This is a genomic window from Paenisporosarcina indica (assembly GCF_001939075.1).
Classification (GTDB): Bacteria; Bacillota; Bacilli; order Bacillales_A; family Planococcaceae; genus Paenisporosarcina; species Paenisporosarcina indica.
In genome coordinates, this window is record NZ_MPTA01000002.1 from 424,536 (window position 1) to 447,604 (window position 23,069).

The following is a 23,069-nucleotide window of genomic DNA, read 5'->3' on the forward strand; positions in this document are numbered from 1 at the left end:
AGTATTTTCGCCTCTTTAATTGCGTAATTTTTTTATAAAAGTGTAACGATCCTCAGTTACAAAACTACAATCCGGGACTAAAGTGGCCTTTCGAAGCTTTATAGCAAGTTTATTTAAAATTGGCGTAACCTCAGCACGTTTACTCTCATCAATGGCATATTCTAAGCCATATTGATAAATATCCTGTCTTATTTCATTCATCCAGACAATAGTGCCCTGTAGCTTAATAGTTTCTCCAAATAAGTAAGTCTCAAATTCAAGAATGATATTAGGATTTACTGTAAGCTTTAAATCTGTTAAAAAGCGAAGACCAACTAATCCAATATCATCGATTAATACTACTGTTTTTCCTAGGTCTACCGTACGGCCATTGATTCTTGTAAGAGTCATTGAACCACTGAGCGGAAAATGAAGAGGGACTCTGAAAAATTTTCTATTTTCCTCAAATGTTTGATTTTCTAATTTGTGAGCATCCGGTAAATCAATTGTCCCAATCTTTAATAGTTCTTCAAATTCAGGGGCAGGTAGAGGTTTTGAAAATAAATATCCCTGAACAATCTTACATCCCATTTGCTTTAAAATATTGTATTGCTCAAAAGTTTCTACTCCTTCAGCTACAACGCTCATCTTCAGGCTTTCTGCAAGTGTAATCATGGTTTGAGTGATCAAGTTCGATTCATTCTCTTCATCGGGATTTAAATGGGTTATAAAAGAACGATCAATCTTCAAAGTATTGATATACTTATTAAACCTGGTTAAATAAGAAAGCGATGAGTAGCCTGTACCAAAGTCATCTAAGGAAATAGATATTCCTGTTTTAATGAGATCATTTAAAGTCGTCAACACAATTTTCTCATTTTCTAACATAGAAGTCTCAGTAATTTCTATTTCGATAAACTCAGAATCAAGTTTCGTGTCCCTCAAAATTTGCTGAAAGTTACTTACAAGGTTTTTGTCTAGAAATCGCTTTGCTGATAAATTCACAGAAATAGGTATTTGTGGTAACCCCATATCTTGCCAAGCTTTAATTTGCTTGGCTACCTTCCAATTCATTTTAATTCCCACTTCTGCTATTAACCCATGTTCTTCAATAATCGGAAGGAACTCATTTGGAGATAGTATTCCCCATTCCGGATGATTCCATCTAATTAACGCTTCTGCACCTACTATCTCATTATTCTCTGTGCTTACCTTTGGCTGAAAGTAGTACTCTAATTGATCACTTTCAAGTGCTAAACGGATGTCAGACCCTAACTTAAAAGCCCTAAATGTTCGAATATCCATTGTTGAAGAATATACTTTAAAAGTATTTTTCCCTTCTCGTTTTGCATTATGTAGGGCTGCATCTGCATTTTTCATGAGGGAGATTGTATCCTCACCATCTGTCGGGAAAAGACTGATTCCAATGCTTGTTGTCATGAATAGGCTATATGTATCGATGATAAATTGATTTTCCATTGAACTAATAATTTGATTTGCTATGTCAATTATCATGTTAATAGTTTTACAGTTAGGAGAAATAATTGCATACTCATCTCCGCTAATCCTAAACAGTTGATGTTCATCTCCAAGTACTATCTGAAGGCGTTTAGAAATAGCTATCAATAACTCATCCCCAACATGATGACCGAGTGTATCATTTGTATATTTAAATCTATCTAAATCAAGATACATAATTGCCAGCTTCTGATTCAGCGTTTTAGCAATTACTAATTCCTTTTTCATGGTTTCTTCAAAGGACTTTCGATTTGGTAACTCTGTCAATTGATCATAATAGGCAAGAAAATTGATTTGCTCCCAAGATTTTTCTCTCTCTGTAATATCTATAATTGTACCCAAAATTATCGGTTCTCGGTCTATATAAATTAATTTGGAATGTGATTCGACTCTTATCTCAGACCCGTCTTGACGAATTACACGGCAATAATATGTGATTCCTTCTTCTCCGGCTTTTAACGAATCAAAGGTGGATTGGAGTTCATTAATGTCTTCAGGGTGAACAAAATTATTAATATTGAAGTTGGTGTCGCAGTACTTAGTTCCGAGTAGTTTATGATAGTATGGATTACCATATAGGAGATGGTTATCCTTTAAGATATAGACACCTACTAATGCTTCTTCCACAATAGCTCTAAATTTTAACTCAGACTCCAGTAAACTATTTTCAATTTTTCGAGCTTCAGATTTATCTTTTATAATTCCGAAAACACCCGTTACTTTACCCTCTACAATAGCAGGAATCAATATAATATGAATCGGTATGCTATTTCCGTTGTTATGTATAAAGAAAGAATCCATACTTGTTGGTTCTCCGTTAAGAACTTTCAAGAAATTGTTCTGATAATTATCCTGTTCATGCTTTAGTAAATACTTGATAAATGGGGTTGCCGAAACTTCATCAACCGAATAACCAATCACTTTGGACAGGTTTTGATTTGCTTTAGCAATCATACTTTCTCTATCTAAATAAAGGGTTATGTCCGGGTTATGCTCAAACAAGGAACGGTATAAAGTATCTTTATCTATATGTTTAATCATGGAAGAAATCCCCCCTTTTTTAATTATAAAGACCTGTATTAATACAAATAAGTTATGATGATACTATGATATTACCATAAATAACTAAAAAGTAATTTCGCCAAAAATTAAAAGGTTAATTCGAAGATCTTATCAAAAGCTACACGGGAATGAGATACCTTATATGTACTTATTCTGCCAATATATAAATTGTTGTTCATACGAATAGTTTTAATCCGTAAACTGGATGATTCGAATGGAAAGGATCTCGTTATTCAAGGACTTGATACTAATTCTGAGAAAGTATTCGCTTTTACTAAGGAGTTAGACATTCCTGTTGTTGGCGGAAGTGATTCACAGCATTTCTTACAATATGGAAGTGTTTATAATTAGCTCAAAAAAGACTTAAGCTTAATCGCTTCAAGTCCTTTTTTAGTTTTGAGGTTAAAATGGATATTTTTGGTATAATGCAATTGAAGAAGTGGATATGAACGATACTATTGTGATTATCCAGAAAAAGAAAGATGGGGGGATAAAGTGCTATTCTTATGGTCGCTTTCATTTGTCGTTTCAATTGTTGCTTTAATTGTGGGGGTTGCAAAAAAGTCGTGGATATATTTATTAATTAGTACAATTACGTTCTTACCGATAGCATATTATTTTTCAGGAGCAAATAATACCTGGAAATATGTTGGCTTGACTCCAATTGTTCTACTTGTTCTAACAATATTCATTTGGCTCTTCAATAAGAAAAAAATTGATGCAGATATATAAATCCAAAGATAATATAAAAATTTTATAAAGCTCGTATCTACGGCATTCTGTTCGAAGATTTGAAAACTCGGACTACAAAGTGATGATAACTGAACCAAATTCGTCCTAATCCAACGAATAATCCGATCCAAGTTTAGGCGCTGTACTGTTAAAAAATCAAATGAGCTGCGTCTACTTCCTTATTGTCTTTTTTTGACTGTCGGTAATTTTATTTTCATGGGAGTTATATAGGGTTCCGTCCAGAAAACGCGAAGAGAGTTATGAATATCTAATGTAAAAAGCCGGATTCCAGTAGTTATGGAATCCGGCTTTTATGATGGCTTTTATTTCAACTCGTTTTTCAATTATCGCGTAAATGTTAGCTTAAAAAACCCCCGCAATTTAATAAATTAGACAAATGAGATCATTATTTACTTTTGTTCAATGGAACAACCAATTCGAGTTCTTTTATTTCTTCACTAATGCCTTCACTGTTTGTATGACTTGGTTTGAGTGTAAATGATTGTGGTATTGGATCCATCGGTGGAAGTGTCAGAATCATATGATGACCATAGTTCCCAGCCGCCATACCTGATTGTAGTTTTAGTTTATCGTATACACGACCGTTATCATCAACTACGGATACATCGAACCACGGCCATGTATCATTTTCATCCATTTCAGTAGGGTAATCAATCGTTAGATCCATTCTTGTTGATAGCGATGTAAATATTACTTTATCGGCTGTTACACTATACATCCCATCAACAGTTGCCTTTTTAACAGCTGGATAAAACTCTGCGATGTCACCAGATACTTTTTTTAGTGGGAAATCAACTGCCCACTCCCCCTCGTAGCCAAATAAATCTTTTCCATGTAAAGCAACCTCAATTTCATCACCGTATTCATCATAATCTGAAAAAGTATATTGATGATGCTCAATGATTGTTTTCGAATCTATCTCATCTTGCCCTGTACTACCACTCGCCGGTTCGATTGGTTGACCATTAATCGTTATATAATTACTACCGACAGTTTCTTCTTTAAGCGAAAGATCTTTTTCCCCAGTGTAGATTACCGATACCATTAACCGATTGCCATCGTAAGCAACTTCCTTCACTGTCATAGTTAAGCCATTTTGACTGTCTTGTCTATTGATTACTGTTGCAAGTTGATCATGCTCAATTTTATCAGCTGCAATATCTCTAAAATCCTTATAAATTGGTTTAAGTAGAGGAATATTGGACAATGCCTCCGCCATGCCAGTGGAAACGAATCCAGAACTAAGTAGAGACATACATAATGCACACGCAACCCCAAGTGTTAGTTTTGTTTTTCTTCCTATTTTTCTTTTTTTCTTAGCTTGAAAGATTGCAGCTTTCTCCCTTGCTACCAACTTCTCAACAGGAACATTTATATTGTCGATAGATCGACTGAATTTTTCTCTATTCATGACATGTAGCCCTCCTTCAAAATTGGTCTTAGAGCTTTTTTCGCTCTATTCAAATGCGATTTCACAGTTCCTTCGGGATACTTCATTATGGTGGCAATTTCTTTAATAGAAAGATCGTGATAATACCTCAATAAAATAATGGTCTTTACAGTTGGATTTAAGAATTTAAAGGCTTCTGATAAATCCAATGAATGTGGGATAAAATCGCCATTTTCGGAAGCTAACAATTCGGCAAAGATTTCCTCGTCGTCTGTAGTAAAATGGCGGGACTCTTTTCGAATAAAATCTATAGATTTAAAAACTAAAATTTTGGTAATCCAACTTGAGAAGCTTTCAGGTTTGTGTAGTGTCTTTATTGAAATATAGGCTGTGTAAATCGTTTCTTGATAGATATCAAGAGCATCCTGTTCATTTCTCACGTATGCATAGGCTGTCCGATACAACTTTTGTCTAACAGAACCAATTAGTTGTTCAAATGCTTCATCTTCCCCTTTTTTTGCTTTTTGCACTAATTTTACAATATCCATTTTGGCTCTCCTCTCCGTTACGTATTAAAGTCGAATGAGGAAGTAAATTGGTTGCAAAAAAAGTAAATAAGCAACATTTCTACTTCGATTTATTTTTAGGTTACATAAAATGCAACCATTTTCTATAAATGGCCGTACACGCTTTTCTTTAAAACACTCATAATATATTGACCATATTTTGTAGTACAATGTCGGTTTTGAGGAAAGCTAAAAATACCTTTACCAAGTGATGTTTTTATTTTCCTTATATAATTATTCTGTATGTCATTTCAATAAGAAACGAGTACTGTTTTATTATCTCTCCGTTAGTTGAATAGATCTGGAGTTTTTTTATCTATGCCCCTTCTCCCAGGAAGGATAGTAATTAGAATAATCCCCCATAGGCCGCATAAATTTCTCTCCAAAAAGAAAACATTTGAAATGTAGCAATAGCACCGTAAATAGACAATGCAATTTTTCCAAAGAGACCATTCTTTTCTTACAGTATAGGAAAACCTATAATGGAAATAACGAATTTTTCGGAGGAGAGTGACAGAAATTGACTACAATAGAAAAAAAAACAGATTCTAAGAAAATTGCAAACTGGTCGCTCGGCATAATGGGTATGGGTTTCTTGGCTACCATGCCGATTAATGATTCTATAACTGGAAAGTTGTTGCAGGGAGGATTTGAAGCAGGTCTTATAGGAGGTTTAGCCGATTGGTTTGCAGTAACTGCGTTATTTAGACATCCACTAAATATAAAGATTCCCCACACAGCACTCTTACCTAAAAACCGCGAACGGATCATTCAATCAATTTTACACGTATTAGAGAATGATTGGCTCACGAAAGAAAGTATAGTTAATAAAATTAATCACGTCCAAATTGCCCATTTACTATTAGACAAAGTAGAAACGGAACTTCAAAGTAATGAAATGAAAAGACAGCTTCAAAAAGCCATTATTTATTTATCTAGTAATTTGGATTTAAACCCCTTCAAGCCTCAATTGGAAATGTGGGCAAAAGACCTTGTGAATGACATCAAGGCAGAATACGTGGTCCAAAAAGCCATTGATAAAGCATTAGAGAATCAAATGGATGAAAAAATATATACAATGTCCCTTAAAGTATTAGATAGCAAATTATCTGACCAAAAGACTAGAGATAACATTACTAAATTGATCATAAACGCAATCGAAAAAAATTCAGAAAACAAAATTTTTGGGTTTGCCTTAAAATCTTTTAAGACTACGGTCAGTGGAAAAATGACAGATATCACCAATGGATTGATCACTGAGCTATTAATAGACTTAAATAGTGAAACCAGTGAAAATCGTAAAAAAATCATTGGTTATATCCGAACCGAAATGGAACAAATTAAAAACAACGAGTCCGTTATTCAACAAATCGAAGCCATTAAACAGAGTTCTGTAAATGAATATGACATGAAGCCATTATTTGAAACGTTAAATAAACGTATCCAAAACATTTTGTTGGCTTACGTTCAACAAGAAAATTTCATAGAGGACATACTCTCACCAATTATTAATAAAGGAATTGCCAAATTGAAAGAACACCCGACCGCCCTATCGAAATTAGATGCGTGGATAAAGGGGGAAATTCTTGATATTATCGAAAAAAATCACCAAAAAATCGGGCAATTAGTGAAAGATAATTTGGATAAGATGACAAACGATGAAATTACAGTCTTGCTTGAAAACAAAATAGGAAACGACATCACTTGGATCCGTGTAAATGGGGCATTATGCGGCAGCTTAATTGGACTAGCCTTAACTGGAATCAAATTAATCACAGGATAAATTTTGTCTCCAAATTCAGGGTTTTTCAGAAGTGTTCCAATACAAGAAAGAAAATGGCCTATTTAATACTGACGTGTTCAGTTATCTAGTACAAAAAAGTAAAATCAAACAAACAAGCTGAGCCCAAATTTGCAATGAATTGGGCTCAGCTTGTTTTCTTCGATGAAAATGTATGAACACATCAATGAATCAAGGTAATTAAAGAGTTACGTTTTCTGTTAGGCATCATTGTTTGTCCTTTATTATCTGATTCAAGTTCTTTCAGTTGTTTATTTAACATCTTCCCCACAAAATCATCTTTCTCGTTTCTTCCATACGGCAGTTGAAAAGATGGATACTTCTTTCTTCCCTCCACATGTGCCATCTACGAAGGTATTTTTATTATTAATTGCTTTTATTGAAAACAACTCTAAATATTTTTTGCGAATTAGGAAAGAATAAATTTGTCATGATTTAAAAAGCAATTTTCACGTATTAATCATCACTACTTTTAGAAATAGCCATTGAAAGGCGGTCTTATATACCATGGGTAAAGTAAAAGTTAAACTATGGACAAACCAATATTTAATTATTATATTATTGTCTTTAGTAATGTTCGCTGCTTTTTATATGATTACGGCAGGTTTCCCTATTTTTGTATCAACCATTAGTGATAACCCTGCGATTGCAGGAATCATGACCACAACCTTAATGTCAGCATCACTAATTACTCGCTTCTTTGCAAGTGTAATTATCCAAAAAGTGAATATGAAATTGCTCCTCATTATTTCCCTTCTTTATTTTTTGGGCACAATCGGGCTTACTTTTGTAAACGACTCAGTTGGATTTTTAATATTCATTAGAGCACTACAAGGTATTGGATTTTGTATGCTATCGAGTTTAGTCTTTACGATATCAAGTAATATTGTTCCTAAATCTCGGTTAGGTGAGGGAATCGTTTTTTTCGCGATGTCTACAAGTGTTGGGACGACAATCGGGCCACTAATCGCTATTTCTTATCTTACAAATTATTCATTCCAATCGATGATGATGTTAACTCTGGGTCTTATGTTTTTTTCGTTGGTGTGTAGTTTTTTCACAAAAAATACGGTTAAAAAAGAAAAGGAAAGTCCACAGGCGACAAATAAAGAACCTTTCTATAAGTACATGTTCGACAAGCGTGTCCTTCTTCCATGTATTTTGGTAGCGTTCAATTATATGGCACTTGCAGGAACTGTCAACTTTATGGGGGCGTTTGGTAAAGAGATCAATGTTGGCGCAAGAATTTCACAGTTTTTTATCGCACAAGGAATTGCAATGATATTAGTTCGTTCTTTCTCTGGTAAAATATTTGATAAATTCGGTCATAGAATTCTTATTATTCCGGGTGCCATTTCAGGGGCCGTAGGTTTGATCTTATTAGGCTTCTCAACTAGTATGTGGATGGTTCTCGTTTCAGGGGTATTATTCGGAATCGCTTTTGCCGTGCTCCATCCAATTATCCAAGCTTGGGCATTGACTCTTGTTCCACCCGAGAAAAAAGCAACAGCCAATTCTATGCTTCTTATTTTTATAGATTTTGGTTTAGCCATTGGATCAGTAGGACTTGGATTCTTAGCAAAAAGCGTTGGGTACGGCATGACTTTTAGTTATTCCGCAGCTTTTATGATTATTATTTTGTTATTGTATCTAATTGGGAGCAAGAAAACGGCGACATTAGAAGCTAATAAGGAAAAATCATCCTGAACGGATCATACTAGCATACGAACGGGATAAACTTTAACAAACTGGGTCTGTACCATGTAACATTGACTTTTGGGACAGCCCCTACTTTACTAAAGCATACGTCAGTTAATTTCATCGAAAATAACCTTTACCTTCACATGATATATCTCTTTCACTTCCACCTTGACATATCGATAAATCTAGATATACAATAACGCACATGGAACCTATTGATGTATTCAAAGCGTTATCTAACGAAACAAGGCTCAATATCCTAGAGTGGTTAAAGGAACCCGAGAAGCATTTCCCAAAACAAGGTGCTCACCTGCCAAAGGAGGTAAGTTACAAAGGCGGAGTATGTGTTGGGGATATTCAAGAAAAAGCCAAAGTTTCTCAATCTACCGTTTCTAGCTACTTAAACATGATGCAAAGAGCTGGACTACTTGAATCAATTCGACATGGACAATGGACTTACTACAGGCGTAATGAAGAATTTATTCTACAGTTAGCTAAATATTTTAAAACAGAGATCTAATTTATGTTGATTTCTGTTTTTTTTATCTTATTACATCTACATTTCTAGATATATAATTATATACAAAAAAGGAGATCTTATCTATGCGCTATGTATTCTATTTACTAGCACTATTAGCTGGAGCAGCACTTAGCTTTGAAGGAGCTATCTATGCTGAACTAGGAAAAACAATTGGACAAATAGAAACAAGTTTTTATAACTTCTTTATGGGCTCGATAATCATGGGGCTCCTGTGGCTCTTTTTCGGAAAAGGAGATCTTTCCTATACACTTAAAGCACCTAAATGGTCATTACTTGGAGGTATCTTGGGTGTTGTTTATTTAACCTCCATTGTTGTAAGTGTGCCTTACGTTGGTGTTGGCATAACAATGGTTGCTGTAATTCTCGGGCAATTAGTAATGAGTATGGTTATTGAACATTTTGGATGGCTAGGAAGTAAGAAAACTAAGATTAATAAAGAAAAGATTTTAGCAGTTCTTTCAATGATTATCGCACTGATATTAATAAACTAGGAGGTCTATAATCGTGGGCTTATTTATTATTTTATTCACATTGATTGGCGGTATCACATTAAGCGCACAATCCTCTATTAATGGTACATTTAGTCGAAAAGCTGGAACAATCGAAACAACATTTCTAACCTTTCTCACTGGAACAATGTTTCTTTCCATTTTCATGTTATTTTTTGGCAGTGGAAATGTACTTGCACTTGTAGAAGCACCTAAATGGCAATTAAGTGCAGCCTTTTTGGGTACTATGTATTTACTTCTGACTGTCATGGCAGTTCCTAAAATTGGGGTTATTGCCACTAGTATTGCTGGTATAGCTGGTCAACTTGTGATTGGTGTAATTATTGATCACTTTGGATGGTTCAATAGTTTAGTCATAGAAATTGATATTAAACGTGCCTTCGCATTACTATTTATGATTATTTCTCTTTATTTTATTTATAAAGGAAATAAACGCTCAAGCGAAGAAACTGACTGACTGTAAAATTATTCAAAATGCAGTTGATGTCATCCCAAAAATGAAAAGGATTATTGGTTAGAAAGAGTTTTATCTAATCTAGCCAATTGGCTACCTGTTTTGGTGTACCTCAAATATGTTGTCCTTACGGATATCTATTTGGGGTTTTTCAATTTTGATTGCGATTTTTAAAACCTCTTATTGAAATATCCTGCTTCGTTAATTGAATAAAAAAAGCTGTCTAAGCAGCCGGATAATCTTCAAGTAAAGACCCGTTAGTGATTAATAAAATAATATTAGATGTTAACTTTTTTAGATTTGAAGAACCTTACTATTTTTATAATTATCCCACTAATGAAGAAAACTAGAGCATTAGCCAAAAGGACCAATGCGATAAATGCAGCTGCGAATGCAGAACCTTCGTGAGTATCAGAGGGATCGACAACTCTGGAAATTTTTAAAAATACTGCCCCTATAGTAAACCCCAAAATTGGAACAAGTACAGCCATAATGATTCCAGATATCCATAAAGGCATTTTATTATTCTTGTGTAAGTAGATAGCTGTCCCATCAAAAAGTAATATCAATAACAAAAGAATTAACCAAACTAAACCATCTCCACTCACTTATCCCACCACTTTGCATAGTTTTTTTCAATAAATTCCTAAATTTATAACACAACCCTTGATGACCTTTTACTTCAACATATTATCTCTTTACTTAAAACGTTCAAACCAAGCAGAAGTTCCAATTTTCAGTGAACTTTCCATTTGAAATTGGGAAAATCCATTTCTGCTAATTGAACTAAACGGCACCAGCCTTGCCTTTACTTTAAGAAAGAATGGAGTTGGTTCCTGATTTCAACTTTCGACTCAATATATTCATTCTGAAGGCAAAGCCTTTTTCAAAAAATTTCCGAGTCTCTTTTGTTATGCAGTTTATAGACTTTGAGTGTTTTTATTTTTCATGGGAGTTCAATAAGCTTATTCATCAAACTTCTTGTAATTATAGTAAGTTTTTTCGTCATGAATCTTTATTTCTCTTCCCTCAATTATTAATGTATCGTCATTTTCCCATTCAATTACCATGGACGCTTCTGAAGGATATCTCCAGTAGATGGTTTTATCGTTAAATTCATTCCCTTTATCATTTAAAGACGTTATCGAGATCCTGTCTTGATTGCTATTAGTGGCATCTCCTAAGATTAAGTGATATTCAGCCTTATATTTACTTTTTGGCGAAATAAAGGTTTCTTGTAACTCACCTTTCCCATCCAACTCGGTTAATCGGGTATCGAATAAATTTTGCCCGATGAAATATACGACAACTCCAATAACAATAAATAATCCCAATACATAATAGATAATTTTTTGCCAATCTTTCATAAAGCACCACCCTACCCAAATTAATTTTCAACCTATTTTATAATCAAGTTCATTTCCTTAACTAACAACCACGTCGGTCCAATAAGATGTAGCTCCTTGTTCTGAAAATGAACTCAATCACTTATTTTAATCTAAAGTAAATTATCTTTGGATCTCCTTCGTCTAAATTTTCAACAATTCCACTTTGTATAAATCCATTTGCTATAAATACTTCATGCATTCTTTTATTTGATTGATTGGTTGAAGAGAATATTTTCTTAGTTGACGATATGCTTATAAAATACTCCATAAGGAAGGTTGCATAACCTTTTCGCCTTTCAGTCGGTTTGACTATTATTAGGGATATAAAACTACAATCAAAGAAATGATTATTGAAAATCAAAAACCCTACAATATTGAACTCGTTTTTAACAACTATACATCTTTCTTCTTCAATAGCTTTTTTTATGTATTTCCGCCTGCTATCACTACCAATTACTTCCCTATCAATATTCACTATTTCATCTAAATCGTTTAATTGAGATTTAACCACATATTCCATATTAAAGTTCTCCTTATTGAAATTCGACTTTTTTAAAACTGCCCTTTAGTGAAAAAGCGTTTCCACTTATTGTAGAAACGCCACGTTATTTGAAGAAGGTTTAATACTTAATCACTCATAGGTAAAACGGTTCCATTGCTTCCTACAGTTTTTTAGTCAACGGAAATAAAACACAATCTTTAATTGTATCACTGTCAGTTAGTACCATTAACAAGCGTTCAATGCCAAATCCCCAACCAGAAATGGGCGGCATCCCATATTCCATAGCTGTTAGATAATCTTCATCCATCTCCATAGCTTCTGAATCTCCATTGCTCTTAAGAAGAGCTTGAATCTCTAGCCTTCTTCTTTGTTCAATTGGGTCAACCAGTTCGGAATAGGCATTTATAATTTCCACTCCATTTACCACCAATTGGAACCGATCTGTAAGTGTAGGGTTATCATCATTAGCTCTAGCTAGTGGAGATAAATCGATCGGGTGCTCGATTAAAAATGTTGGTTTTATAAGTTGAGGCCGACACATTTTTTTGTAAAGAAGATCAATGAAATTTCCTCTCCCTAATGATTCAATATCCACTTGTTCTAGGTCTATATTTCTTCTCCTCGTTTCTTGGTATAGATCTTCCACATCAGGATAAAGGTCTATATCAATCCCTGTTTCTTTTATAATTAAATTCCTGAAGGAGACAACGTTCCATTCTAGTGAAAAATCTATCGTTTGACCCTTTAACGTGATTTTAGTTGTATTAAAGGTTTGTTCCAGAACAAACAGAATCATTTCACGCATTAATTTCATTGTATCCTCATAATTCCAGTATGCTGCATATCCTTCAACCATTGTAAACTCTTGAAGATGCTGAGGGCTGACTCCTTCATTCCTAAAACTCTTTGCAAATTCAAATACTTTGGTAAAACCACCTACAATTAATCTTTTTAAATAGGTTTCCGGGGCAATTCTTAAGTTTAATTCAGCATTAAACGAGTTATGATAGGTGCTAAAAGGTTTAGCAATTGCACCCGAGGAAGTATGTTGTAATATTGGCGTTTCCACCTCCAAGAAGTTTTGATCCTCAAAGAATCTGCGAATGGCACGTACCATTTTTGTCCTTGCTAATAACCTGCTTTGTGTGTCTTTTGTCATTATTAAATCTAAATAGCGCTGTCTATATCGAAGGTCGACGTTGCTTAATCCGTGCCACTTTTCTGGAAGAGTACGTAATGCCTTCCCAAGAAACACATAGCTTTCGATACGCAGTGTTTTCTCGTTCGTTTTAGTCTTATACATACGTCCTTCTACTCCAATAAAATCACCAATGTCCAATAAATCATGAAATTGTTGAAACAACATCTCTCCGATTTCTTCTTTGTTTAAAAGAAGCTGTAAGGTTCCCTCTATGTTTGATAACGTAATGAAGCTGAACTTGCTGAAGCTTCTAATGCTTATTATTCTTCCAGCAACCCGGACACCAGAGGTACCATCTTCAAGCAAAGACGCTGCATATAGTTCATAATTTATTGAGAATCTTTCTGGGTAAACTTGAATTCCTCGAGATCTTAAAGTCTCCATTTTTTCTACCCTTAGAGCAGTTTGTTCATTACTCATTCTTGTTCACTCCCGTTTTCATTTTAATTTATGGGTCTTGAAAATATAAATTGATACGATTTAGACAACAAAAAAACCCTCACCCCCAAGATTCTTCATCTTGAGGGCGAGAGTTATTAGCTTCGCGGTACCACCTCAGTTTATTGATATGTTTCCATATCAACCTCTTCGGGTACGGCAATTTGAATAAAATTGATTATACCCTATCTCTTTAACGAGAGATCCCGTCGCAGTATCACTAAAATTACCATCTTAGATCCGTGCGAAGCTCCAAGTCTTTTTTCATTAAGAACATTATTACTCCTTTTCCACCTACCAGGAGCTCTCTGGAAATAATTAATCAAAATTACTCTTCTCTTCTTAGCCTTATATTATATTTTTAATATTATGTTTATATTAGCCAAATTCAGACTTTAAGTCAATCGCTTATCATCTTTCCTATCATTCTATAAATCACTCTATTTACACAGCTTTTACTTTCGCTTCATAATACCTATACAATTCTCCCGTAAACTGATAAAGGAATAATTTAACTGGGGAGGAATAATGAGTAATGAATAAGAAATTTATGGTACCGATTGCTTTGATGAGTAGTTTAACATTTTCGACATTAATCAGTTCACCCACCGAATTATTGTCGGGCGGACAAACACATGTGGAGGCTGCAACAGTCTCTCCTATCCTGATTACGGAACTGTTGCCGAACAGCAACAATGTAGCCGATTCGTCAACGGATGCTTATGAGTTCATCGAACTTTATAACAATAGCACCCAAACGATTGATTTGAAGAATTACAAGTTGGTCTACGGATATCCAGATGGAAAAATGGTAGATTGGACATTTAAAGAAGACAAAGCGATTGCTCCAGGCGAGACTCTCGTCATATGGGTTAAAAATAAAGAAAATACGAATCTGACACTTGCCGATTTCAATACAGAATTTAATACCCAGCTATCTGACAGCCAGTTTACTTATATCGAGTCGGACGGAATGGCAAACACTGCGGAGCGAACGTTATCGGTCGCGGATACGTCCAACAATATTTTCACGTCAGCTACTTATGTTAAAACGGATGTTGGCGTGAATAAAGGCATTCAATACAAAGTTGGGCAAGATGGGAAAACGATGGACATCCTAACATCCTCAGAATCCCCGACTCCTGGTGTATTGATCGATGGACAAGCTCCTGCCACTCCAATTGATGAGGATAAAGTAGCACCTGTCATTGCACATCAAGCAATTGAAAAAGTAGTAGCTGGTGAAAATTTCAACATTAAGGCCGTTGTAACGGATGAGACAAAACTCGAAAACGTGAAATTGGCATATAAATTGACCGAAGACGGCAGCTGGCTTGAAAAAGATATGATCGCTTCAATAGAAGAAAATACATTTGAAGTCCACATTGACCAAGCTGAATTGCTGACGAACAAAGTAACCTACCGCATAGAAGCATTCGATGGACAAAATACAGCCATGACGGAAGAATACGAAGTGGTTATTGAAGGTATGGTCTATGATCCACAATCTGTTCCTGCTCTTCTTGTGACCGAACTAGTACCGGACTCGACGAATGTCGGTTCACTCGATGGCTATGAATTTATAGAAGTATATAACAACTCTACAGAAGCCATTAACTTGAAAGACTACAAGATTCGTTACCGCTACCCAGCGGAAGGCCCGGAAGCAGACTTGATATGGAAAGCCGATAAAGAGGATATCATCCTACCTAGCGGCAAGACCATCGTTTACTGGATCAAAAATGCGGATAATCAAGAAAAGACGGTTGCTGATTTCAACCAATTTTACAAGGTAAATCTGGTGAAAAATGTAGACATCACCGAAATCCAATCGGGTGGTATGGCCAACTCGAGTCATCGTGGTCTAGCCATCGCAACCAATACTGGCATTGATATGTCAGCCGCTTACTATTACGACCAACCGGATGTGGATGACACGGTTGCGAACAAAGGCATCTTATACACATTTCCTTCTGATGGAAAATCAGTTGTCATGAAAAAATACAGCTATGGCATAGAAAATGCAACACCAGGAAGCCTGTCTTCAATTCAGATACCAAAAGCCAAGGTCAAGGTGAATGAGGATCACGCGGCACCTTCACTTACCGATTTAACGGAAGCCATTCCGACGTCGGGGTACGAGAATCTGGATCTTTCATTCGATGTAACGGATGAGGCCATGGTTAAAACGGTGCGTCTTTTCTACAGAACGAATGAAACCGAAGAATACCGAATGGTCGATTTAACCAAAACCTATGATTCAACGGTTTATACTCATACGGTTCCATCTCCAGACCTAATCGGTAAAGAGAAATTGAGTTATTACGTTCAAGCATCCGACGGCATCAATGAAGTCACGTCGAAGGTTAAAGACATCGAAATCTTGTCCGATGACTCAGTGATGACAGGATTGAACGTGGAGGATGGCTCCTATTTAAGTAAAACGGTCTTGTTGAAAGCCTATGGCAAGGATTCCAAGCTGTTGATCGATCAGAAGGACGTCACAGCCGAAACAAAACCGGCACTACCAACACAGGCGTATTTCGCCTTTGATGCAAAAAATGTTAATCTTTACTTTAAAAACGGGGTCACGATCGGAGATGAAACGCTTCACATTTTCGATGACACAATCAACACCTACACGACCCTGACCATCCCTGTGAACCCGAATCACTTCACACAAGGACTAGATACCAAAATTTCGATTCGTGCAGGCACAAAAGTATCTCCTTTCGATACGGATTCTGAAGAAAATCGCGATGATTTTTATGTCAAGAATGTACGACTTGTCTTGGCGGATGGCACCACTCTTTATGATCCATCATACAACGATATCGAAAAAGAGCTTTCTGTCGGAGACGGCGCAAGTGCCAAGCCGGTAATCGATTTCAGTTTCCATTTGCCAGACGAGAAATTTACAGCCAAAGCGTTCACTTGGGACACGACGAGCGTGAATGAAGGTACGCATACGGTTGAAGCGCAGGATGCAGAAAATACAAAAGCTGAAGTCATTGTCGATAATAGTGCACCAATCATTACCCCTTCGATTGAAGAAGGAAAAGAATATAAGGGATCATTTACGATTCAAGCGGAGGTTGAGGACAAATACTCTTCAGTTGAAAGCCTAACAGCTTTGCTAGATGGGAAAGAAATCACATTGCCCTTTGAAACGTCTTCCGCAAAATTGACGCCGGGTGAACACACGGTATCATTCACGGCAAAAGATGTTGCTTTGAACGAAGTCCAAAAAGACATACACTTTACCGTAATGGAAGAAAAACCATACACACCGGAAATCATATCACCAGTAGACGGGGCGGAAAACGTCAACCCGAACAATACGAAATTGCAAGTGAAAGTGACGGATCCTACCAATGACGACTTGGATGTTTCATTCTATGAAGGACACAAGTTTGAAGCCGATGCGGAAGAAATCACGGTATATGAAAACAGCTCAGACCGGGAACCGCCAAAAGAGCTGATTCCTGCAGGGGAATCGATTGTCACGGCAAAAGACAAAATGGCAAAAGTGGACGGTGAATACATTGAAACCACTTCTCTTGATAAATTCCCATATCACCGATTTGAAGTCGCAGTCGGTGAAGAGATTGATGAAGATGACGAAATTGTTCTGAACTGGGAAGGGAAATCACTGATTGGCCGTAAAGTATCCATGTATGTATGGAATCATGTAAATGCTTTATGGGAACTGCAGGAGTGGAAAGTCGCAAAAGACAATCAGAACTTCACTTTACATGGATCTGTCATCGGAAAAGAGTTTGTCCAGGACGGAAAAGTGCAGGTGATGGTACAGGATGAAATCGCATCCACGACGGAGTTTGACTACTCATTCATCTGGATGTCCGATACACAGTATTATTCCGAAAGTTACCCACATATCTTTGACAGAATGACGACGTGGATGGCAGAAGAAAAAGAAAAGCTAAACTTGAAATACGTCTTCCATACAGGAGATTTGGTAGATGAAGCCGATCAACCTGTTCAATGGGAACGTGCGGATACTTTCATGGGTACGCTAGACGATGCAGCCATTCCTTACGGCGTATTGGCAGGAAATCATGATGTTGGCCACAAAACCGGGGATTATGAAGAGTACAGCAAATACTTTGGGGAACAACGATTTGTGGACAAGGATTATTATGGTGAATCCTATAAAAACAACCGTGGCCATTACGATCTAATTAGTTCAAACGGCAATGATTTCATCATGATGTACATGGGCTGGGGAGTCAATGAAGAGGATATAGCTTGGATGAATGCAATCCTCGCCAAATATCCTGAAAAGAAAGCCATTCTTTCCTTCCATGAATACTTATTGGTATCGGGCAATAGAAGTCCAATCGGTGAAAAAGTATTCAACGAAGTCGTCAAGACCAATAAAAATGTAATTGCAACCCTATCCGGCCATTACCATGACGCTGAAACACTGGTTGACGAAATTGACGATGACTTGGACGGAACAACCGATCGGAAAGTGTACCAAATGCTCGCTGATTACCAGGGTGGTCCTGAAGGAGGACAAGGCTTCCTGCGTCTCATGAAAGTGAATCCAGTTGAAAATACAATCCAGATGCAGACCTACTCGCCTTATTTGGATCAGTATAACTATTATAATCCGGTAGACTATCCAGGAAAAGATGAATTCACGATTGAAACAGACCTGACACCGAAAGAAAAAGTCGTCGCCACAGATATGTTCAAAGCAGAAGTATTCACAAATGAACTAATCGATGAAGTTGAAAATATCACGGATGGTTCCATTGTAGACGTGAATTGGAATCATCTCGAACGTTCGACGAAACATGGCTGGTATGTTCAAGTGAAAGATTCATTTGGTGGCGAAATGCGCTCGGATGTTTCCGTGTTCACGACAGGTAACCAAGAAATTGACAACGGTGGAAATGATGGTGGACCAATCACTCCTCCTGCACCAATTCCACCGGTTACGGACGAACAAGTCATAAACGTAACAGAAGGTCAAATGACCAAATCGGATGAATCTTGGACCTTGAACCAAACGCCAACTTCTGAAAACACGATATGGGTCATTCCGAAACAAGTAATCGACAACGCAATCGTTGCAGACAGACCTCTTCGTTTCGTGACGAAGAACGGTCATGAAATAAAAGTTCCAGTGGATGCAGCGAAGCAATTGCAGCAGCGAAATCAAGACAGCATCTCAATCGTTTCAAATGTGAAGGTTGAAAAAGAGGCAAATCTTCCAGCTGGTGAACGATACAGTGACATCGTGGATATCTCCTTAGTGGCAGGCAATCAGAAGATCAATTCACTCAAATATCCAATTGAACTGAAACTGAAGCTAAGTCAACCGGTCAATCAACATGTGACGACAGCAGTCTTTTACAACAACACAGTAAACACATGGGCTTACGCTGGAGGAAAAGTTGAAAATGGCTATTGGACCGTTTCAACCAAAAACCCATCCATGTTTACGGTCATGTCTGCAAATGTTGCATTCAAAGACACAACCAAGCACTGGGCAAAAAATGAGATTGACTCCATAGCCTCTCGCTTTATTACAGAAGGAAAAACAGCTGAATTGTTTGCACCGGAACAAAAATTGACACGTGCTGAATTCGCCGTCCTTCTTGTAAGAGCACTTCAAGTGCCTCTGGAAGAATATAAGGGAACATTCAAAGATGTCCCATCTTCGAAAAAGTGGGCAGCACAACAAATTGAAGCTGCTCATCGCACGGGTATCGTAAACGGTAAGGGCGACGGGTCATTCGATCCGGACTCATATATCACACGTGAGCAAATGGCGGCCATGATGATGCGTGCTGTGGACTATTCAAATCCAGAACTGACAAAGAATTTGCCACAAAAAGACAAATTCAAAGATGACTCGAAAATCAGTAATTATGCAAAAGAGGCAGTTAGCAGCGCAAGTAAACTTGGCTTAATCAATGGTCGATCAAACGGAGTGTTCGATCCAAAAATGCAAACGACAAGAGCGGAAACGGCGGTAGTTTTATACCGCATGCTCGACAAACTGAATTCTGTTGAAAAATAATAAATAAAGATTAAAAGGCTTCCGTGAAGTGACCCAATAGAATCAGACATAGTAAAAAGCACCCCACTAGTCGTATTTAGTAACTAACGACAAGTGGAGGTGCTTTTTTTACATATTTAGTTTCAATTGAACTCTAGGAAGATAATTTGAGTAGATTATCACATTATTCCAATTGACCTGGAATGTATGATTTATTAACGTTACCGAATTAATTGTAAAGAATTTATGAACTCTATTCCCCTTCTGATCTATTAGTCCGTTCTTCCCCCCTCTTCAATAGAGTAAAATCACTACTTATAAATCTACTATTAAACCAATGGTCCTTTAACTGTAATAGAAGAACACCATCAAAAGTTGTGTCTTTTCCAATATTGACTATTAATCTGCGTTGCTTCTAGAAGGTCTAATATGACCTGAAGTATTGATATATCAGCATTCCTCCACTTATAGAAACAATTTATATACAGATAATATCGAAATTTTTCTATTTTTAGAAAATACAGTTTTGGTATATTTACATTTTATTAACAGCCCTTTAATAATCAATAATTATACTTAAATAGTAAAACACTATTTGAAAAGAGGGATTGTGCATGTCGAAGAAATATCGTTATTTAATAGGATCAGTAGCGCTAGCAATTGCGGTATCTGGAGTAGGAGAAACAAGTTCGGCTTATGCGGAAAAGGGTAATACACAAAAAGTTACTGTATCTGATACAAATAAAATGAAAACAAAACAAACAGTAACTGAAGAGAAAACGGAACAAGTTTTCATCCCGGCCAATTCCCTCTGGAGCTACAACGATTTAGGTAGAGACTTGGGAACAGCATGGATCCAATCAAATTATGACATTTCCTCTTGGAAGAGCGACAATGCACCACTCGGCTTCACAGCTACAGAAAAGGGTGCATTTGGTACAATTGGTACCGTGATTAGTTATGGTGATGACTCAAGTATTAAGTATCCAACAACTTATTTCGCAAAATCCTTCACAATTGATAAATTACAATCATTAAGAAATACAACTGAAATTAAAATTGCAGTAGATGATAGTGCCATCATTTATTTAAATGGTACGGAGATTGAACGTGTGAATTTAAATGAAGGTGGAAATTCTTACAATAAATATGCTCAAGATTTCGGTAATTCTGAATCACCAGAAGGGACGACAACTATTATTACCCTTTCAGAAGAAGAAATTGCTTTATTAAAAGAGGGAACAAATACGTTAGCTGTTGAAGTTAAAAATCATCGCCCAAGTAGTTCCGATTTATACTTCGATTTAACATTCAAATCTTATGATAAATCATTCGCTTCTAATATTGCCTTTGCACCAGGATCTGATGAAACACAAAGAACGCTTAATTGGTATACCGGGAAAACGGAACATTCAGGTGTGGTCGAACTTACAAAACAAAATGCAAAAGGAAAAGTGGTTTCAAAAACAACATTTGAAGCAACTGTTGCTGATACATCAAGCGGTGAATCTAGTCATAAGGCAACAATTACGGGATTAACTGAAGACTCTAATTATTCTTATCGAATTGGTGATGGAAACGGTAATTGGACTAAATCCTATGAATTTGAAACACAAGATACGGAAGAGTTTAACTTCCTATTCTTTGGGGATGTCCAAATCGGTGCTAGTGGAAATGCTAAGACAGATGGAGATAGTTGGGAAAGTACACTATCAACAACAATGGAACGTTATCCTGATACGGCATTCCTTGTTTCTGCAGGTGATCAAGTAAATACGGCAACAAACGAAAGCCAATATGATGAATGGTTTGCACCGGAGGAACTAACAAAATATCCGATTTCGACTACAATCGGTAACCATGACAATAGTGCTGTTTTCTCTGAGCACTTCAACGTACCAAATGCAACAGGCCTAGGCGATTCTGTTGCCGGTAGTGATTATTATTATGTATATGGTGACACACTATTCATGGTATTAAATACACAAAGTTCAGACAATGCCGAACATAAACTAGCCATGGAACAAGCGATTGCAGACAATCCAAATGTGAAAAACAAAATTGTTGTGTTGCACAAATCCATCTATAGTACTGCAAGTCATGCAACCGATTCAGATATTCTAAACTTCCGTGCAAACTTAGTGCCAATTTTTGATGAGCTAGATATCGACGTTGCTTTAATGGGGCATGATCACGTTTACGTTCGCACATTCCAAATGCTAGGTGATGCACCAGTCGAAAAAGTGACCTATGACGATAAAGGTGCAGCAGTGAACCCGGAAGGTACATTATATCTAACAGGAAATTCTTCAACCGGTTCAAAATTTTATAATTTAAAAAGTGAATCGATTTATGCCAATTATGCCAATGTCACTTCACAACTAAAAGAGCCAACTTATATGAATACGGAAGTGGATGGAGATTCCATGACTTTCACAACTTATAATGTAAGTGACAATTCAGTCGTAGATACGTACACAATTGTAAAAGAACCGACAGTCATTGAAAGAATCGAAGCTGAAACGGCAGAAGTAAAAGAAAAAAACAATCTAAAATCGATAACATCGTATCGAAAATCAATAAAGGTAAAACACTTAATTTCAAGAATGAATTTGCAAAACTTTACACATTCACAACAGCACTAACAAAGGATGAAACATCTGCATTAAATAGTTACGCAGACAAAATTAATCTATATACAGCCACAACAACTACTGAAGATGTGATAGTAAGTGACATTGAAAACTTTGCTAAAAATAAAGAAGTGAAAATTACATTTGCCAATGCACAAAATACAAAAAAACTGAAAGCATCTAAAGTATATGTGATGAAAAATGGGAAGGAAATTAAACATATCAACGTGAGTATTGCAAAAACTGGTAACGAGATTACTGTAAAAGCGACTAAAACGCTTGAAGCTGGCAACTACACAATCTTTATCAACAATGGTAATGGAAATTCAGAAACAGACAATACAACTTTCCCAGTTGCTGTGAATATTACAGTAGAATAAAGTTAGCGACATGACAGAGGTTGTCTAAAAAGTATGCCGTACATGCTTTTGGACAACCTCTTCTCTTTAAGATTGTCATTAATTAAGAAAGGTATTAATCACATTGTAGTTTAGGTTACAGTGACCGAAACTTCTTTGTAAAGGACGTAACAGGTCACTGGATGAGTGTTTTAACTGTCAATTTTGTGCTATATCTACATAGCCAACTAACTAAATTAG

General features: G+C 36.4%; 17 protein-coding genes and 1 other annotated feature. Of the genes, 9 read left to right on the plus strand and 8 right to left on the minus strand.

What is annotated here, in order from left to right; translation table 11 throughout:
- Positions 1-15: 15 nt before the first annotated feature.
- Positions 16-2,538 (minus strand): EAL domain-containing protein, encoded by a 2,523-nt coding sequence (locus GY23_RS07555; RefSeq protein WP_075618611.1) that lies wholly within the window; start codon positions 2,536-2,538, stop codon positions 16-18.
- Between the two features lie 516 nt (positions 2,539-3,054).
- Here GY23_RS07555 and GY23_RS07560 point away from each other — a divergent pair.
- Positions 3,055-3,291: a hypothetical protein gene (locus tag GY23_RS07560; RefSeq protein WP_075618612.1), complete on the plus strand. Its 237-nt coding sequence runs from the start codon at positions 3,055-3,057 to the stop codon at positions 3,289-3,291.
- A gap of 406 nt (positions 3,292-3,697) precedes the next feature.
- Here the strand turns inward: GY23_RS07560 and GY23_RS07565 are convergent, their stop codons facing one another.
- From GY23_RS07565 to GY23_RS17990, 3 genes are all read right to left on the minus strand, one after another.
- Positions 3,698-4,723, minus strand: a complete 1,026-nt coding sequence (locus GY23_RS07565; RefSeq protein ID WP_075618613.1) for a DUF4179 domain-containing protein — start codon at positions 4,721-4,723, stop codon at positions 3,698-3,700.
- Positions 4,720-5,250 (minus strand): sigma-70 family RNA polymerase sigma factor, encoded by a 531-nt coding sequence (locus GY23_RS07570; protein ID WP_075618614.1) that lies wholly within the window; start codon positions 5,248-5,250, stop codon positions 4,720-4,722. Before GY23_RS07570 ends, GY23_RS07565 begins: the two co-directional genes overlap by 4 nt.
- Positions 5,251-5,614: 364 nt before the next feature.
- Positions 5,615-5,704 carry a hypothetical protein gene (locus GY23_RS17990; RefSeq protein ID WP_139311098.1) on the minus strand — a complete coding sequence of 30 codons (90 nt, stop codon included), beginning with the start codon at positions 5,702-5,704 and terminating at the stop codon, positions 5,615-5,617.
- A gap of 84 nt (positions 5,705-5,788) precedes the next feature.
- Between GY23_RS17990 and GY23_RS07575 the strand changes: the two genes are divergently transcribed.
- From GY23_RS07575 to GY23_RS07595, 5 genes are all read left to right on the plus strand, one after another.
- Positions 5,789-7,051 (plus strand): DUF445 domain-containing protein, encoded by a 1,263-nt coding sequence (locus GY23_RS07575; RefSeq protein WP_075618615.1) that lies wholly within the window; start codon positions 5,789-5,791, stop codon positions 7,049-7,051.
- A 525-nt stretch (positions 7,052-7,576) separates the two neighbouring features.
- Positions 7,577-8,776 carry an MFS transporter gene (locus tag GY23_RS07580; protein WP_075618616.1) on the plus strand — a complete coding sequence of 400 codons (1,200 nt, stop codon included), beginning with the start codon at positions 7,577-7,579 and terminating at the stop codon, positions 8,774-8,776.
- A gap of 199 nt (positions 8,777-8,975) precedes the next feature.
- Positions 8,976-9,290: an ArsR/SmtB family transcription factor gene (locus tag GY23_RS07585; protein ID WP_075618617.1), complete on the plus strand. Its 315-nt coding sequence runs from the start codon at positions 8,976-8,978 to the stop codon at positions 9,288-9,290.
- An 83-nt stretch (positions 9,291-9,373) separates the two neighbouring features.
- The gene (locus GY23_RS07590) at positions 9,374-9,802 is read left to right on the plus strand and encodes a DMT family transporter (RefSeq protein WP_075618618.1); all 429 of its coding nucleotides are present in this window, start codon (positions 9,374-9,376) and stop codon (positions 9,800-9,802) included.
- Positions 9,803-9,815: 13 nt separating this feature from the next.
- Positions 9,816-10,277, plus strand: coding sequence for a DMT family transporter (locus GY23_RS07595; protein WP_075618619.1), 462 nt, complete (start codon positions 9,816-9,818; stop codon positions 10,275-10,277).
- A 275-nt stretch (positions 10,278-10,552) separates the two neighbouring features.
- Here the strand turns inward: GY23_RS07595 and GY23_RS07600 are convergent, their stop codons facing one another.
- The 4 genes from GY23_RS07600 to lysS all read right to left on the minus strand — a co-directional run bounded on the left by GY23_RS07600 (position 10,553) and on the right by lysS (position 13,785).
- The gene (locus GY23_RS07600) at positions 10,553-10,882 is read right to left on the minus strand and encodes a hypothetical protein (protein ID WP_075618620.1); all 330 of its coding nucleotides are present in this window, start codon (positions 10,880-10,882) and stop codon (positions 10,553-10,555) included.
- 357 nt (positions 10,883-11,239) lie between these two features.
- Positions 11,240-11,641, minus strand: a complete 402-nt coding sequence (locus GY23_RS07605; protein WP_075618621.1) for a DUF5412 family protein — start codon at positions 11,639-11,641, stop codon at positions 11,240-11,242.
- Between the two features lie 121 nt (positions 11,642-11,762).
- Entirely contained in the window at positions 11,763-12,182 is a 420-nt protein-coding gene (locus GY23_RS07610) for a GNAT family N-acetyltransferase (protein WP_075618622.1), read from the minus strand.
- 142 nt (positions 12,183-12,324) lie between these two features.
- Complete coding sequence (gene lysS / locus GY23_RS07615; protein ID WP_075618623.1) at positions 12,325-13,785, minus strand: lysine--tRNA ligase; 1,461 nt, start codon at positions 13,783-13,785, stop codon at positions 12,325-12,327.
- 99 nt (positions 13,786-13,884) lie between these two features.
- Positions 13,885-14,156: a binding site (T-box leader), on the minus strand.
- A 182-nt stretch (positions 14,157-14,338) separates the two neighbouring features.
- On the opposite strand from lysS, the gene GY23_RS07620 reads away from it, so the two are divergent.
- From GY23_RS07620 to GY23_RS07630, 3 genes are all read left to right on the plus strand, one after another.
- Positions 14,339-19,858, plus strand: coding sequence for an S-layer homology domain-containing protein (locus GY23_RS07620; protein ID WP_075618624.1), 5,520 nt, complete (start codon positions 14,339-14,341; stop codon positions 19,856-19,858).
- Positions 19,859-20,451: 593 nt separating this feature from the next.
- Positions 20,452-22,482, plus strand: coding sequence for a purple acid phosphatase family protein (locus GY23_RS07625; RefSeq protein WP_075618625.1), 2,031 nt, complete (start codon positions 20,452-20,454; stop codon positions 22,480-22,482).
- 77 nt (positions 22,483-22,559) lie between these two features.
- On the plus strand, positions 22,560-22,850 hold the full coding sequence (locus GY23_RS07630) for a hypothetical protein (protein WP_075618626.1): 291 nt from the start codon (positions 22,560-22,562) through the stop codon (positions 22,848-22,850).
- The last annotated feature ends 219 nt before the right edge of the window (positions 22,851-23,069 follow it).

Excerpts from the sequence above, each read along its gene's own strand:
- GY23_RS07620 (WP_075618624.1), top strand. The coding sequence starts at position 14,339 with ATGAATAAGAAATTTATGGTACCGATTGCTTTGATGAGTAGTTTAACA.
- lysS (WP_075618623.1), bottom strand. The coding sequence starts at position 13,785 with ATGAGTAATGAACAAACTGCTCTAAGGGTAGAAAAAATGGAGACTTTA.
- GY23_RS07585 (WP_075618617.1), top strand. The coding sequence starts at position 8,976 with ATGGAACCTATTGATGTATTCAAAGCGTTATCTAACGAAACAAGGCTC.
- GY23_RS07580 (WP_075618616.1), top strand. The coding sequence starts at position 7,577 with ATGGGTAAAGTAAAAGTTAAACTATGGACAAACCAATATTTAATTATT.
- GY23_RS07610 (WP_075618622.1), bottom strand. The coding sequence starts at position 12,182 with ATGGAATATGTGGTTAAATCTCAATTAAACGATTTAGATGAAATAGTG.
- GY23_RS07625 (WP_075618625.1), top strand. The coding sequence starts at position 20,452 with ATGTCGAAGAAATATCGTTATTTAATAGGATCAGTAGCGCTAGCAATT.
- GY23_RS07590 (WP_075618618.1), top strand. The coding sequence starts at position 9,374 with ATGCGCTATGTATTCTATTTACTAGCACTATTAGCTGGAGCAGCACTT.
- GY23_RS07605 (WP_075618621.1), bottom strand. The coding sequence starts at position 11,641 with ATGAAAGATTGGCAAAAAATTATCTATTATGTATTGGGATTATTTATT.
- GY23_RS07570 (WP_075618614.1), bottom strand. The coding sequence starts at position 5,250 with ATGGATATTGTAAAATTAGTGCAAAAAGCAAAAAAAGGGGAAGATGAA.
- GY23_RS07565 (WP_075618613.1), bottom strand. The coding sequence starts at position 4,723 with ATGAATAGAGAAAAATTCAGTCGATCTATCGACAATATAAATGTTCCT.
- GY23_RS07555 (WP_075618611.1), bottom strand. The coding sequence starts at position 2,538 with ATGATTAAACATATAGATAAAGATACTTTATACCGTTCCTTGTTTGAG.